This is a genomic window from Streptomonospora sediminis, assembly GCF_054778995.1.
In genome coordinates this window covers 24,668-38,353 of the sequence record NZ_BAAGYZ010000012.1, presented here as the reverse complement: position 1 = coordinate 38,353, position 13,686 = coordinate 24,668, and the positions used below count along the sequence as shown (strand labels likewise).

Sequence of the window (13,686 nt, the reverse complement as noted above, 5' to 3'; positions counted from 1 at the left end):
GTTATCGACCCCCTGCGGGTGCGGCGCGCTCGGCAAGGGCGCTGCGGACCTGCGACAGGCGCCGGGCCGAAGCCAGGCCGCCGTGGTACATGTGGAACTCGGTGGCCCCAGCGGCGGCGTACAGGTCCAGGCGCCGCTCCAGGTCGGCGGCGTCCGCCGGCCGCGGCGGCAGGGCGAGCACGTAGGCTCCCACCCCCGCGCCCGCCGGCTCCGCCTGGGCGGCCAGTGCACCCAGCCCGGCGGCGGCGTCCTCGTCGGGGGTCCAGCAGGTGCCCACCAGGCAGTCGGCCGCAGGAGCGGCGGGGCCGCCCGGGTCGTGCGGGCCGCCGGCCACGGTGGCGAACGGGCCTGTCGCCCACGGGTCGGCCGAGGCGTGCAGGGTGACGCGGATGCCCGGCCGCAGATCGCGGGCCCGCTCCAGCAGGAGCGTGCGCAGTTCGGCGGCGAGTCCGGTGCGCACCGCGCGCACGGCCTGGGCCAGCGGACCGAGCGCATCCTCCACCGAGGGCGGCGGCTCGGACGAGTCGACCCCTGCGCGCACCCGGCCGGCCAGTTCGTCCGGATCGATCCCGGCGTCGCGGTAGCGCCCGTCGCAGGCGGCGCAGCAGCACAGGGACAGCAGGTCGAGCTGGACCGGGGTGTACTCGGCGCCCTCGGTCTTTTCGTGGTGGCCGCCGTGGCGGGCACCGAGCGGCCCGCAGGCCTCCAGGATGAGCGCGTCGGGTTCGCCGAGGCTGATCACCTGGGCCACCAACCGCGTGCAGTAGTCGCGGACCTCGGCGGCTGCGGGGCACAGGGCGTACTCGTAGCGCTCGCCGAAGGCGTTGCGCACGGTCAACTCCGGGTGGGCCGCGCCGAGCAGCGAGTTGTGGGTCAGCACCACCCACGCGGGCACGGTCAGGCCGGCGGCGCGCAGGGCAGTGCCGGCCGCGGCAAAGGAGTTGTCGCCCTCGACCCAGTCCGGGCGGCCGGGCACCAGCGTGCTGCCCCGCCACGCCTCGGGATCGACGGGCACGTAGCTGGCCGCGTGCCGGGCGTCGACGAACCGGTGGCCGGGGTGGAGGGGAGTGGCGGCCCGGGCGGTGTGGTAGGACGCCGCGACCGCGACCGCCCCGGCACCGAGGCCGGCCAGGCGTTCGGGGGCGCCGGGGTCGCCGACCACGTCCCAGGGATAGGCGTAGACGGTATTCACCAGAACCTCGTCTTCGGCTGGTAGTCGGGATGGAAACGCCGCATGTAGGTGGTGTCGTCGCGCCGGGTGATCCCGCAGCGCTCGTACTGCTCGTGCATTGCCGCCAGCGCGTCGCGGTCCAGTTCCACACCCAGCCCCGGTTTTTTGGGCACTGCGACCGCGCCGTCGGCGAAGTGCAGCGCGCCGGGGGCGACGACGTCTTGGCCGGCCTGCCACGGCGTGTGGGTGTCGCAGGCGTGGTTGACGCCGGGCACGGCCGCGGCCAGGTGGGTCATGGCCGCCAGGCTGATGCCGAGGTGGGAGTTGGAGTGCATGGACAGCTCGATGCCGAAGGTCCGGCACAGGGCGGCCATCCGGGTGGCGCGCTGCAGCCCGCCCCAGTAGTGGTGGTCGATGAGCAGGACGCCGATCGCGCCCTGGGCGATGGCCGGCGGCAGGTGGTCGGGGGTGACCACGCACATGTTGGTCGCCAGGGGCATGGGGGACCGGGCCGCGACCTCGGCCATGCCGTCGATTCCGGAGGTGGGGTCCTCCAGGTACTCCAGCACCCCGGCGAGTTCGGTGGCGACGCGCACCGAGGTCTCCGGGGTCCAGGCCGCGTTGGGGTCCAGCCGCAGCGGCATGCCGGGGAACGCCTCGGCAAGGGCGCGTACGGCCGCGATCTCCTCGTCCGGGGGGAACACCCCGCCCTTGAGCTTGATGGAACCGAACCCGTATTCGGTGATGAGGTGGCGCGCCTGGGCGACGATCCCGTCGGGGTCCAGGGCCGCACCGAAGCGGTCGGCCGGCTCGCCGGGGTGGGCGTCCCACTTGTAGAACAGGTAGGCGCTGTAGGGCACCGCCGAACGCACCGGACCGCCCAGCAGGTCGACGACGGGGCGGCCGGCCGCCTTGCCTTGGATGTCCAGGCAGGCGACCTCGAAGGCGGAGAACACGCCGTCGGCGGTCTTCTGGTTGCTGCCCGCGCCGGTGAGGCCGTGCTGGTGGGTGACGACCGCCGAGCCCACGCATTCGGCGACCAGGGTGCCGATGCGGTGGAGGTCGTAGGGGTCGCTGCCCAGTAGCGCGTCGGCGGCGGCACGCACCATTGCCAGGTGCGCTTCGTCGCCGTAGGTCTCGCCGAGCCCGGTGAGACCGTCGTCGGTGGCGATTTCCACGATGCCCCGCAGTGCCCACGGCTCGTGTACGCCGGTGGCGTTGAGCAGCGGCGGGTCGCGGAAGGCCACCGGGGTCACGGTGATGCCGCTGATTCGCATGGTCACCCCTTGACCAGTTGTAGGGCGTCGTCGATGAGGCGCTCCAGGGCGGCCAGGTCCTCGGTACCGGGGTCGGCCAGCGGGGCGCGGACCGGGCCCACGGCGCGGCCCCGCAGCCGGGCACCCGCCTTGACCAGCGACACGGCGTAGCCCGGTACGCGGTCGCGCAGTTCGGCGAACGGTTGGTAGAACCCGGACAGCAGCCGCCGCACCGTCGCCTGGTCGTTGTTGCGCAGGGCGGTGTGGAACGCGCCGGCGACCTCGGGGACGAACGCGAACGCGGCCGAGGAGTACAGGTCGAAACCGACCGACCGGTAGGCCGGTGCGGAGAGTTCCGCGGTCGGCAGGCCATTGAAAAACAGGAAGTCCGGCCCGACGGCTCTGCGCACGGCCAGCACAATGCGCTGCGCGTGCTCGATATCGCCCAGGCCGTCCTTGAAACCCACGACGAACGGCTCCGCGGCCAGCCGCGCGGCCGAATCGGGGGAGAAACGCGCGTTGTTGCGCTGGTAGATGATCACCGGCAGCGGGGAGGCTTCGGCGACCTTGCGCACATAGGCCTCCAGCCCTTCGCCGGGCCCTTGGACCAGGTACGGGGGCATCAGCAGCAGCCCGTCCGCGCCGGCTTCGGCGGCGGCCCGGGCACAGGCCCGGGCGTGGGGGAGCGGGCCGCCGGCGCCGCTGAGTACCGGTACGCGCCCGGCGGCGGCCTCAACGGCGACACCGACGAGCTGCCGGTACTCCGCGAGGTCCAGCGCATGGAACTCGCCGGTCCCGCACGCTGCGAAGACGCCGCCCGCTCCGGCGGCGACACCGTCGGCGACGTGGTCGGCCAGTGCATCGGCGGCCAGGTTGCCGGCCGTGTCGAAGGGCGTGACCGGGAAGAACAGTAGACCGTCTAACTGCATGAACACCTCGATTCACATATATGAATGAAAATCTCCCTTGTAAAAGGTGGATAGAAATGTAAAATCCCCGTTATCCGGTGTCAAGAGGTCGTTTAACGCGAGTGCGGTACGAAGGGGCCATGTCATGACGGTGAAATCCGCTGACCGGACGCTTGAGGTCCTGGAGCTGCTGGCGACATCGACGACCTCGCTGTCCCTCAGCGAGCTGCACGAGCAGCTCGGGTATCCCCGATCCAGCCTGTACGTGCTGCTGCAGACCCTGGTGGAGCGGCAGTGGGTCGAGACCGACGCCCGCGGCTCGCTCTACCAGGTGGGGGTGCGCGCGCTGCTGGCCGGAACCTCCTACCTGGACCGGGATCCGGTGGTCCGCGCCGCCACCCCGGTGCTTGAGGAGGTGCGCAGCGAGGTCAACGAGACCGTGCACCTGGCACGGCTCGACGGCGGCAGCATCGTCTACCTGGCCAGCCGGGAGTCGCAGCACCAGCTGCGCACGGTCTCCCGGGTCGGGCGGCGGCTGCCGGCCTATGCCACCGCGCTGGGGCGGGCGATCCTCGCCCAGCGCCCGGACGGCGCCGATCTGGTACCCGAACACCCCAAGGCGCTCAGTCCGCGCGGCATCACCGACCGCGACGAGATCCTCGCCGAGCTGGAGCGTTTCCGCCGGATGCACTACTCGGAGGAGTCCGAGCAGACCAACCTCGGTCTGGGCTGCCGCGCGGTGGTGCTGACCTATAACGATCCGGTGACCGACGCACTGAGCTGCTCGGTGCCGCTGGCGCGGTTGGACGAGGCCCACAGCCGGCACATCCTCGATGCCCTCATCGACGCGTCCCGCCGCATCACCGAACTGCTCACCCGCTGACCCCCGCCGGCATGCGCCGGCCCCGCTGCCCCACCGCCCCCGACGCCCCTGACCCGCGACTGACCGACCCCCCGACCCGGAAGGGATTGCCATGACCAACCGAATTCTCATCACCGGCGCCGCCGGAGGCCTGGCGGGCCTGCTGCGGCCCCGGCTGGCCAAGCCCGGCCGCGAACTGCGGCTGCTCGACGTCAAGGCTCCCGCCGCCCCCGCTCCCTACGAGGAGGTCGTGACCGCCAGCGTCACCGACGAGGCCGCGGTGGCCGAGGCGATGCGCGGCGTCTCCGCGGTGATCCACCTGGGCGGCCACAGCCTGGAAGGGCCGTGGGAGGACATCCGCGACGTCAACATCCACGGCAGCTACGTCATCCTGGAGCAGGCGCGCCTGGCCGGTATCCAGCGGGTGGTCCTGGCCAGCTCCAACCACGCGGTGGGATTCCACCCCCGCGTGCCCGAGGTGCCCGACTACGCCTTCCCCCGCCCCGACACGTTCTACGGCGTCAGCAAGGTTGCCCTGGAGGCGCTGGGCAGCCTCTACCACGACAGCTTCGGCATGGACGTGATCGCCGTGCGCATCGGCTCCTGCTTCGAGAAGCCCAAGGACACGCGCATGCTCGACCACTGGATGTCGCCCGACGACGGGGGGCGCCTGTTCGAGGCGTGCCTGAACGCCCCTTCGCCCGGGTTCCGCGTCGTGTGGGGCGTCTCGGACAACACCCGGCGGTGGACCTCGCTGGACGCCGCCCGCAAGCTGGGCTACGAGCCGCAGGACGACTCGGAGATCTACGCCGAAGAGAAACGTGCCGCCGAGGGCGACCCTGACTGGGACGTCCCGCCGCACAACCAGGTCGGCGGCTACTGGCGCCTCGCCGCCGCCGACACGGAGAACCGGACACCGCGCATCGACCGGAGCTGAAAAGCCCTGCCCTTGCGTCCCCCGGCGGTCCCTGCGCGCGGGGCGCGGCCCGGTCGGTCCGGGGCCCGGAAATCACGGGCCCCGGTACCGCGCCACCGCGGACGGACCGCCGGAGGGGCCGGCCGGGCAGCAGGAGGGCCGGCGGGTATCAGCGGGTGTCCTCGTCGTCGTCCTCGTTGGCCTGCGGGCCCAGAGCGGAGACACCCCGCCGCCAGTAACCGTCGACGTTCACCCACTCCCGCGGCATGCCCAGTTCGCGCCGCAGGTGGCGGCGCACCGGGCGCACCGCCTCGGCCTCGCCGGCGACCCACGCATAGCGGTCGCCGCCGGATGGGCCGAGATCGCACACCGCCTGCGCCAGCGGCCCGATGCCGCCGGGATCGGCGCCGCCGCGGTGCAGCCAGGTGATGTCGGCGTCCGCCGCGGTGGTGAGGGGCTGTTCCTCGGCCGGGTCGGCGACCTCGATGAACACGTCGGCCCGCGCCCCGCCGGGCAACTGCTCCAGCCACCGGGCGACCGCCGGAAGAGCGGTCTCGTCACCGGCGATCAGGTAGCGGTCGAACACGAAAGGCACCACTTTGGAGCCGCGCGGGCCGAGCACGCCGAGCAGTTGCCCCGGGCGCGCCTGGGCCGCCCACGCGGAGGCGGTCCCGGAGCCGTGCACGACGAAGTCGATATCGATCTCGCCGGCGGCGGGGCGGTGGTGCCGCACGGTGTAGTCGCGGGTGGTGAGTGATCGGCTGCTCGACCCGGCCGGGAGCTCGGGCCGGCCGTCGGGGTCGTCGGGGAAGACGAGTTTGACGTGGTCGGCGGGCGCGGCGCAGGTGAAGCCGTCGATTTCGGGGCCCCCGAGCGTCGCGCGCACCATACGCGGTGTCAGGCGCTCGACGCGCAGGACCTCCAGGCGGCGCGGCTTCATGTCGTAGAAGATCCGTTTGGGTGTGCGCGGGTCGCCCTCCGCAGGTGCGGTCATGGGGCTGCCTCCTCAACTGCCGGCCGGCGGCCGGCGGGGCGGTTGCCTGGGTGCTGGCCGATATCAGGTACCGGAGGCGCCGCCGGCGTCCTCGTCGGCGACGCGGCGGCGGGAGCGCTCGGTCGTGTACAGCAGGTCGTCCTCGCCGCGCTCGATCCATTCGCCGCGCACCCAGCCGCCGACGACCTGGGGCGCGAAGCCGTGCCGACGGAACAGTTCGCGGGCCTGGGGCCGGGTCAGTCCTCGTTCGCCCCATTCGCGCAGGGCGGCGAGTTCGCGTTCGCTGACGGCGCTTTCGCCGCCGTCTCCGGCGGCGAAAGCATCCGCGAGCGCGTGGTAGCCCCGCGCGATCTGGCGCAGAGCGGCGGCGATCTCCTGGTCCTTTGCCATAGCCGCCATCGTAATAGCGATCGCTAGCAATTGCATACCGATTGGCCATGGCTCCGCGGTGAACGGACCGGGGTTGCCGTGCCGCGCCGCGGCACCGCGGTCAGCCTCCGGGCGTCCCGGACTGGTCGCGCAGCGCGTCCATCCGGACGCTCCAGGCCGACAGGTTGGGCTCCGCGGCCAGTTCGCGGAACGGCACCCGCACGCCCGCCCGCCGCCACCGGTTCACCAGCCGCATCATCCCCAGCGAGTCGACCCCGAGCCGAATGAGGTCGTCGTCATCGGCGATGGCGGACGGTTCGGTGCCGAGCAGTTCGGCGACGGCCGCACGCATCTCTTCCAATGTGGGCGGTTGTACCGGGTTGCGTGGCAAGGCGGTCCTTTCCGGGGCGGGTGTCCGGCGCTCCGTACGGAGGGCGCGGCGGTTGGTGGTGGTGGGCTCCTGCGCCGGGCACTCAGGTGGCCGTGGGCTCGGTCGCGGCCGCCGCGGCGGCCAGTGCCTTCTTGTCGACCTTGCCGAGCCCGGTGAGCGGCAACTCGTCCACGATCTCCAGCCGGTCGGGCAGTTTGTAGTCGGCGATACCGCGCACGCGCAGGGCTTCGCGGAGTTGGGGCAGGGTCGGCGGTTCGCCGGCGGGCCGCACATAGGCGCAGATGCGCTCGCCCGCATAGGGGTCGGGGACACCCACCACGGCCGCGCGCTCCACCGCGGGATGGACGAGCAGGTGGCCCTCAAGCTCGTCCGCCGAGACCTTGTTGCCGCCGCGGATGATGACGTCCTTGATCCGCCCTTCGACCACGAGGTTGCCGTCCTCGGTCAGCCGGGCGAGGTCACCGGTCCGGTAGTAGCCGTCCTCGGTGAAGGCGCGCTTGTTGTGCTCCGGCGCCCGGTAGTAGCCGCGCAGCGTGTAAGGGCCGCGCGCGAGCAGTTCGCCCGTCGTACCCGCGGGCACGTCCGCTCCGGATCCGTCCACGATGCGGACCTCGTCCGCGGGGGACAGGGGGCGCCCCTGCGTGGTGGCCGCCGTCTGCGGCGGGTCGGTTTCGCGGGTGAGGGTGAGCAGTCCTTCGGCCATGCCGAAAACCTGCTGGAGCCGGCAGCCGAGCGCCGCAGGAACCCGCTGCGCGGTTGCCGGGTGCAGGGGCGCGCCGCCGATCTGCACCAGCCGCAGACTCGACAGGTCGAACTCCGCGTCCTCGGCGGTCTCCAACCACATCTGCGCCATCGACGGCACCAGCGAGGTAACCGTCGCCCGCTCCTCCTCGACGGCCTCGAAGCAGTCGACGGCCACCGGATCCTCCATGAGGACCACGCTGCCGCCGCGCTCCAGCGTGCCGACGACTCCCGGGCAGCCCCAGGTGAAGTTGAAACCCACCGGCAGGGCGGCCAGGTACACATCGTCCTTGCCGATCCCCGCCACCTCGGCGGCGGCCCGCACCTGGTACACGTAGTCGTCGTGGGTCCGCGGGATCAGCTTCGGTAGGGCCGTTGTCCCGCCGGACAGCAGGAAGAACGCCACGTCGGAAGGGTCGTGCGCGGGCGTGCCGGCCGACGGCTCGGCGTCGGCCTGCGCCAGGGGGACGAACGCCCCGGCGCCGTGCGCCTCGCGGACCTCCTCCGCGATCCGCCCGTCGGCCACGAAGACCCGCCGCAGCTCCGGCGCGTCGGCCATGGTCTCTGCCGCCAGCCGCACATGGTCGAAGCCCTGGTGCTGTCCCGGAACCACGTACCCCGATGCGCCGGAGAGGCGGCACAGGTGGCCGATCTCCTCTGCGCGGTGCGAGGGCAGCGCGAACACCGGCTTGGCGCCGGCGCCGAACAGTGCGAACACGGTCAGCACGAAGTCGGCGGTGGTGGGCAGTTGGACGACGACCCGGTCCCCGGCCGCGATCCCGTGGCGCTGGAAACCGGCCGCCATCCGGGCCGTGCGTTCGGCGAACCGGGCGAAGCTGATGCGCCGGTCGCCGCTGACCAACGCGGTCCGTTCACCGAATCGCCGGGCCCACTGCTGCGGCAATTCGGCGAGGCTTTCGCCGCGCCAGTAGCCGAGCGCGCGGTACCGGTCGGCCGCCTCTTGGGGCCAGGCGGTGCATCCGTCGAGCATGTCTCGTCTCCTCGGTTCTCTGGGGGCGCCGGATACGCCGGCAACGCCGGTATCGGAAGAGGGGGCGGCGGCGCGGCGCGCGGGTGCGGCCGGCGCGACCGCCCGCCCGCGCAGCCGGCAGGGTTCAGCCGCTCAGCGCGGAACCCGTTTCGGCCGGGGCCTGCGCGCCGTGTGACATGACCAGGAACCGCGAGGCGCTGCCGAGCTTCTCCGCGGTCTCCTCGAACTCCCGCTCGGGGGTGGACTGCCCGACGATGCCGGCCCCGGCCTGGAGCCAGGCGGATCCGCCCCGGCGGTACACCGAGCGCAGCACCAGCGCCGCGTCCATTGCGCCGTCCTCCTGCACTGTGAGAACCGCGCCGCTGTACAGGCCGCGCACCGCAGGTTCGTAGGCGCGAATGGCGTTGTAGGCTGCCTGCTTGGGTACCCCCGATGCGGTGACGGCGGGGAACACCGCGGCAAAGGCGGACCAGCACCGCTTGCCCGGAGCCAGCCGCCCGGCCACACGCGAACCCAGGTGCTGCACGCTGCCCCGCGGCTTGACACCCATGTACTCCTCGACGTGCACCGAGTCGGGGGCGCAAACGCCGCTCAGCTCCTCGGTGGCCACCTTGACGGAGATCGCGTGCTCGTAGATCTCCTTGGCGTCGGTGAGCAGGTCGGCGCGCAGCCGCTCGTCCTCCGCCGGGTCTCCGGTGCGGGCGCGGGTACCCGCCAGAGGCTGGCTCACCACCCGCCCGTCGGAGTCCACCTGCACGACGAGTTCGGGACTGAACCCGGTGGCCTCGATCCCGCCGAGCCGCAGCAGGAAGGAGCGGGCCGGCTGGTTGCCGCGGCGTCCGGCGACATAGGTTGCCGGGAAGTCCACCCGCGATCCGATCGGCAGGATCCGCGACAGGATGACCTTCTCCAGCGGTCCGGCGCCGTTGATCTCGGCCACCGCCAGCTCGACGGCCCGCTGGTACTCGCCGGCTCCGTGCGCCCGCACGTCCACGGGGGCGGGCACGGGAGCGACGGGTGCCGGCGATTCCGACACGATCGCGGCGGCGGTGTCGGCGGCTTCTCGGCCGTCCGCCCGGATCCGGGCCGTTCCGCCGCCGAGGCGGACCTCGGTGCGCGGTATCAGCAGGTGCAGCAGCGGCTGGTCCCCGGTGCGGGAGAAGTCGCCGCCCGCCGCGTAGGACAGCTCGAAGGCGGCCCAGCCGAAGGCGCGCCAGCCCGGTACCCGGATCCGGTCGAGCAGTTCGCTCACCCGTTCCAGGGGCGCCTCGCCCGCGGGCAGGTGGTGGTCGCCGGTCGCGCTGCCGCGCAGCCGGACCCCCGAGGAGTCCAGGACCAGCTCCGCCAGCACCCCGCCGGCGAAGGACCACGTACCGCCGTTCTCGTAGACCATGTACTCGCCGTAGCGCCCGGATGCGGCCAGACGCGCGGCGGTGACCAGCGGATCCCCGCTGAAAGGGAGTTCGTTCTCGATGTAGCCCCGGTCGTTCCCACCCGGATCAACGGCCATCCCACGATCCTTTGCCATGTCAGAATGCACCGACTTCATCGGCGAAATGATCAATCATGTCCATCGCCTGAACCGGGTTCAGGCGGGGGTCGCACGGCGGGGCGGTGCCGTGCTCCGCCACGGGTGCGGCGGCGTCTTCGCGGCACTCGCGCACGTCGTCGGGGGTGACCTCCAGGTGCAGGCCGCCAGGGTGGCAACCCGATGTGCGCAGCGTCCGCACGAACGCGGTGATCTCCGCGTACAGGTCCGCAAGCACACGCAGCTTGGTGTCCCCGCGGCTGCGGGTATTGCCGTGCATCGGGTCGCATTGCCACAGCACCGGCAGGCCCGTGGTGGCCACCGCACCGGCCAGCGCCGCGAGCCGGCGGCCCGCCGCGCTGCTGCCCATCCGGGCGATGAGGCTGAGCCGCCCGGCCTCGCCCCGCGCATTCAGTTCGCTGACCAGGGCCGCCGCCTCGCGGCCGGTCGCCGTCGGACCGAGTTTCACCCCCACCGGGTTCTCCAGCGACGCCGCCCAGCGGACGTGCCAGTCGTGCGGGTTGCGGGTCCGCTCGCCGATCCACACCAGGTGGCCGCTGGCCGCATAGGGCCGTGCTCCGCCGCGGGTCAGCGGCTGCTCGTAGTCCTTGAGCAGCGCCTCGTGGGAGACGAACAGCGGACCGGCAAGAGCCGCCCGCGGCCCCCGGTGCAGGAACTCCAGCGTCTCCTGGGAGCGCGCGTAACTTTCCAGCATGCGGCGCGGCTCGGGGCGGCGCAGGTCCGCGGTCGCGTCCGCTCCGTTGACCGCGTCACCGCGGTAGGTCAGCACCTCTCCGCCGCGGCCTTCCTCGGCCGCGCGGCTGCGCGGTTTGGCGTGCTGGCCGGCCATGCGGGCCACCAGCACGACTCTGCGGCCGGTCCGGTAGGCGAGGCGGTCGGCCAGCCGCCGGTACAGCGCCGCCCGCCGTTCCACGTGGTCCGGGGTGGCCATGGCGAAGGTCTCGGCGCACTCGCCGACGTGCAGCAGGTGCGCGGCGCCCGCTTCGACCTGGGCGAGCAACCGGCGCAGTTCGTGGACGTGCGGGAGATCGACGAGTCCGGGGACCTCCGCCAGTTGCGCGCGGACCGCTTCGAGGTCGGGGTGGTGCTCCCATGGGGGCTGGTGCGCCGCCGGGAGGTCGGGCCCGGCCGCCTGCGCGTCCGGCTCCAGGAACCGGATATCGGATTCGGTGTCGTGGTTAGTCCGCACGGCTGTGTCTCCTCGGATTCCTCGGTCTGCTCGGCAGCCGGGCCGGCTGCCGGCCGGTGCTCCGCCGCGCGGTCACGGCGCGGGCACCGGGCCCGGGGCGATCGCCGCCCGGTGCCATGCCGTGTCGAACGCGGTGACCTCCAGGTCCGCGCCGTCCGCTGCCAGGCGGGCCGCCAGGGCGGTCGCCTGGGCGATGAACCCTGATGTCCGGTCCGCGGCGACCAGGTCCTGCTCGCCGAAGGGGTGTCCGGCGCAGCGCAGCAGCCTGAGGTCGATGAAACCGGTGAAGGTGCGGTCCAGGACGCGGACGGGCTGCGGGCTGCGGATGCTGAAGCGCACGCGTGCCGCGACGTGGCCGACGTGGTGCTGGTCGGAGTACAAGGCCACGTCGGGGAGGGTGGGCGGTACGAAATAGTCGCGCTCGGCCACTCCGGGCACCTCGGGCAGGTTGCCGGCCAGGAAGTGCCAGGAGTTGTAGGCCATCCGCGACGACATGGACCAGGCCATGTCGGCCAGTTGCCCGTAGGTGCCGTCGAAGTGGTGGCGCGCGCCGGGATCCGGTACCACGCAGCAGAAGAACCGGGGCAGCTCCCAGGACGCGATGCGCGCCCACTCCTGCGCCCGCAGCGCCGCGACCAGCTCCGAAAGCGGCCGCAGGCCGCGGCTCATCGCGAAGTCGGCGCCGAATGCCCGCTGCGCCGCACACACTGTTGCGTGGACCACCGACTCCAGACCCGTGCCGAAGCCGCCGTGCGGGTGGGCGAGCCACTCCGGCGCCCGAGCGAGCTCGCTACCGAATTCGTCCAGCGTGCGCCCGCTGAGCGGCAGCTGCTCCCGCAGCCGGGCGCAGAGCGCGGTCTCGCGCTGCCGTGCCGCATCGCCCGGGGGAGCGGCGATCCGTTCGATCTTGTGCATCAGCGGCCCGTGGATCTCCCGGTAGAGCCTGACCTCTGCACTGATCTTCCGGCGCGCGTCCGCCAGCCGTTCGGCGAGGCCGGCGAGATCGGCGACCGTGCCGGAGGCGGCCGGCTCGACCCGTGCGCCGCCGGGAACCCCGTTGTAGCGCGTGCGGATCCGTTCGAGCTGGCCGGCCACGTGCTCCAGGGTCGCCTGGGTGCCGTTCAACTCCTCGATACGCGCGAACCCGGCTGAGCGGACCATCAGTGCCAGGCAGACGACCAGGACGGCGTCGGTGTCGGGCCACAGTTCCAGCGGCAGCCGGTGCAGGTTGCTCAGCGCGCAGTCGGGGTGGCCGGGCCACAGCGTCTTGCCGGTCAGGTTGTTGCGGTCGCGGAAATTGGTGTACTGCCGGTCCTGGACGTACAGCACGAATGGCGCGGTGCGCATCGCGGCCTGGCGGAGCCGCTCCACCAGTTCGGTGCGCCCCTCCTCTCCCGCGTCGGCCAGCCAGGAGCGGCAGTCGGCGACGGACCGGTCGAATCGCAGCCGGGCGCGTTCGGCTTCGCGGCGGTACTCCTCCAACGCCTGCCGCGACCACGGCACGCGGCGCGGCGCGTCGACCAGGTCCACCTCGGTCGCCAAGGGTGCGCGGCCGGGCAGGCGGACCGCTATGCGGCCGTTGGCGGCGAGCCCGACTTCGCCGAAGAAAGCCGGTGAGGCGGCGTCGTCCTGTTCCGCCGGGGCCGGCGGATGGCCGCCGGCCCCAGCGGAGCCGGCCGCCTCGGCCTGCCAGGACCGCCCGCACAGCGCATGCAGTGCCGCCGCCTCGCCGGGGGCGAGCGCGCGCAGCGGGATGTCGGCCGGCACGTGCCCGCCCAGGGTGAGCAGGATGTCGACGGCCGCCGCCGTGTCGGGGGCCGACGCCGCCGCTTGCCAGGTGCGGGCGAGCAGGCCGGGAAAGCCCGCGTCGGATTCCAGCAGGTGGTCGGGTCCGGGTGCGGCCCCGGCCTTGTCGCCGAGTCGGCTGGGCCGCCGGCTCTGCCGGGCCGCGGCCCGTTCCTCCCGGGTCATCTGCGGTTTGCCGGTGGTGGTCATCGGGTCTCTCCGGCGGTCAGTTCGATGTGGGACCACATGTCATTGCCGGTGGGTGTCCATTCCTCGTCGACGTAGATGCAGTCGACCGGGCACACGACCACGCACGCCGGGCAGCCCGAGCACAGCTCCGGGACGATGACGACGTTCAGGCCGCTGTCGAAGATGGCACCGAACTCCGGTGGGCAGTGCCGCAGGCACGTATCGCAGGTGATGCATTCCGACGATTCGATGCGCCGGGGCGGCTTCCGCCAGTTGTCGCTGCGCGCCCGGGCGGCGATGCGCTCGTCGCGTCCGGTCCGGGACCGGTTCTGGGACTCCCTGCTACCGGGCATTGCTTGAAGTGTCCTTCCTCGG

13 protein-coding genes are annotated in these 13,686 nt (G+C 72.7%); 2 read left to right on the top strand and 11 right to left on the bottom strand.

What is annotated here, in order from left to right:
• Position 1: 1 nt before the first annotated feature.
• Genes ACYVD5_RS03900 through ACYVD5_RS03890 form a run of 3 tightly spaced genes read right to left on the bottom strand, consistent with a single transcriptional unit; the run spans position 2 to position 3,356 of the window.
• On the bottom strand, positions 2-1,192 hold the full coding sequence (locus ACYVD5_RS03900; RefSeq protein WP_460999494.1) for a hypothetical protein: 1,191 nt from the start codon (positions 1,190-1,192) through the stop codon (positions 2-4).
• Positions 1,189-2,448 (bottom strand): glucarate dehydratase family protein, encoded by a 1,260-nt coding sequence (locus ACYVD5_RS03895; protein ID WP_460999493.1) that lies wholly within the window; start codon positions 2,446-2,448, stop codon positions 1,189-1,191. The genes ACYVD5_RS03900 and ACYVD5_RS03895 overlap by 4 nt, the downstream gene beginning before the upstream one ends.
• Positions 2,449-2,450: 2 nt before the next feature.
• Complete coding sequence (locus tag ACYVD5_RS03890) at positions 2,451-3,356, bottom strand: 5-dehydro-4-deoxyglucarate dehydratase (protein ID WP_460999492.1); 906 nt, start codon at positions 3,354-3,356, stop codon at positions 2,451-2,453.
• 124 nt (positions 3,357-3,480) lie between these two features.
• Between ACYVD5_RS03890 and ACYVD5_RS03885 the strand changes: the two genes are divergently transcribed.
• Both ACYVD5_RS03885 and ACYVD5_RS03880 read left to right on the top strand, forming a co-directional pair.
• Complete coding sequence (locus tag ACYVD5_RS03885; RefSeq protein ID WP_460999491.1) at positions 3,481-4,218, top strand: IclR family transcriptional regulator; 738 nt, start codon at positions 3,481-3,483, stop codon at positions 4,216-4,218.
• Between the two features lie 91 nt (positions 4,219-4,309).
• Positions 4,310-5,134 carry an NAD-dependent epimerase/dehydratase family protein gene (locus ACYVD5_RS03880; protein ID WP_460999490.1) on the top strand — a complete coding sequence of 275 codons (825 nt, stop codon included), beginning with the start codon at positions 4,310-4,312 and terminating at the stop codon, positions 5,132-5,134.
• 148 nt (positions 5,135-5,282) lie between these two features.
• On the opposite strand, the gene ACYVD5_RS03875 is transcribed toward ACYVD5_RS03880, so the two are convergent.
• The 8 genes from ACYVD5_RS03875 to ACYVD5_RS03840 form a co-directional block, all read right to left on the bottom strand.
• Complete coding sequence (locus ACYVD5_RS03875) at positions 5,283-6,107, bottom strand: siderophore-interacting protein (RefSeq protein WP_460999489.1); 825 nt, start codon at positions 6,105-6,107, stop codon at positions 5,283-5,285.
• Positions 6,108-6,170: 63 nt separating this feature from the next.
• Positions 6,171-6,497 (bottom strand): hypothetical protein, encoded by a 327-nt coding sequence (locus ACYVD5_RS03870; protein ID WP_460999488.1) that lies wholly within the window; start codon positions 6,495-6,497, stop codon positions 6,171-6,173.
• Positions 6,498-6,597: 100 nt separating this feature from the next.
• Positions 6,598-6,828 carry a phosphopantetheine-binding protein gene (locus ACYVD5_RS03865; RefSeq protein WP_460999615.1) on the bottom strand — a complete coding sequence of 77 codons (231 nt, stop codon included), beginning with the start codon at positions 6,826-6,828 and terminating at the stop codon, positions 6,598-6,600.
• Positions 6,829-6,949: 121 nt separating this feature from the next.
• A complete protein-coding gene (locus tag ACYVD5_RS03860; RefSeq protein WP_460999487.1) occupies positions 6,950-8,599 on the bottom strand; it encodes a (2,3-dihydroxybenzoyl)adenylate synthase in 1,650 nt (549 codons plus the stop codon).
• Between the two features lie 124 nt (positions 8,600-8,723).
• A complete protein-coding gene (locus ACYVD5_RS03855; RefSeq protein WP_460999486.1) occupies positions 8,724-10,109 on the bottom strand; it encodes a salicylate synthase in 1,386 nt (461 codons plus the stop codon).
• 19 nt (positions 10,110-10,128) lie between these two features.
• A complete protein-coding gene (locus ACYVD5_RS03850; protein ID WP_460999485.1) occupies positions 10,129-11,337 on the bottom strand; it encodes a 3-deoxy-7-phosphoheptulonate synthase in 1,209 nt (402 codons plus the stop codon).
• Positions 11,338-11,409: 72 nt separating this feature from the next.
• Positions 11,410-13,332: a hypothetical protein gene (locus ACYVD5_RS03845; RefSeq protein WP_460999484.1), complete on the bottom strand. Its 1,923-nt coding sequence runs from the start codon at positions 13,330-13,332 to the stop codon at positions 11,410-11,412.
• The gene (locus ACYVD5_RS03840; RefSeq protein ID WP_460999483.1) at positions 13,329-13,664 is read right to left on the bottom strand and encodes a 4Fe-4S dicluster-binding protein; all 336 of its coding nucleotides are present in this window, start codon (positions 13,662-13,664) and stop codon (positions 13,329-13,331) included. Before ACYVD5_RS03840 ends, ACYVD5_RS03845 begins: the two co-directional genes overlap by 4 nt.
• Positions 13,665-13,686 lie beyond the last annotated feature (22 nt).

Excerpts from the sequence above, each read along its gene's own strand:
- ACYVD5_RS03895 (WP_460999493.1), bottom strand. The coding sequence starts at position 2,448 with ATGCGAATCAGCGGCATCACCGTGACCCCGGTGGCCTTCCGCGACCCG.
- ACYVD5_RS03890 (WP_460999492.1), bottom strand. The coding sequence starts at position 3,356 with ATGCAGTTAGACGGTCTACTGTTCTTCCCGGTCACGCCCTTCGACACG.
- ACYVD5_RS03885 (WP_460999491.1), top strand. The coding sequence starts at position 3,481 with ATGACGGTGAAATCCGCTGACCGGACGCTTGAGGTCCTGGAGCTGCTG.
- ACYVD5_RS03880 (WP_460999490.1), top strand. The coding sequence starts at position 4,310 with ATGACCAACCGAATTCTCATCACCGGCGCCGCCGGAGGCCTGGCGGGC.
- ACYVD5_RS03875 (WP_460999489.1), bottom strand. The coding sequence starts at position 6,107 with ATGACCGCACCTGCGGAGGGCGACCCGCGCACACCCAAACGGATCTTC.
- ACYVD5_RS03870 (WP_460999488.1), bottom strand. The coding sequence starts at position 6,497 with ATGGCAAAGGACCAGGAGATCGCCGCCGCTCTGCGCCAGATCGCGCGG.
- ACYVD5_RS03865 (WP_460999615.1), bottom strand. The coding sequence starts at position 6,828 with ATGCGTGCGGCCGTCGCCGAACTGCTCGGCACCGAACCGTCCGCCATC.
- ACYVD5_RS03860 (WP_460999487.1), bottom strand. The coding sequence starts at position 8,599 with ATGCTCGACGGATGCACCGCCTGGCCCCAAGAGGCGGCCGACCGGTAC.
- ACYVD5_RS03855 (WP_460999486.1), bottom strand. The coding sequence starts at position 10,109 with ATGGCCGTTGATCCGGGTGGGAACGACCGGGGCTACATCGAGAACGAA.
- ACYVD5_RS03845 (WP_460999484.1), bottom strand. The coding sequence starts at position 13,332 with ATGACCACCACCGGCAAACCGCAGATGACCCGGGAGGAACGGGCCGCG.
- ACYVD5_RS03840 (WP_460999483.1), bottom strand. The coding sequence starts at position 13,664 with ATGCCCGGTAGCAGGGAGTCCCAGAACCGGTCCCGGACCGGACGCGAC.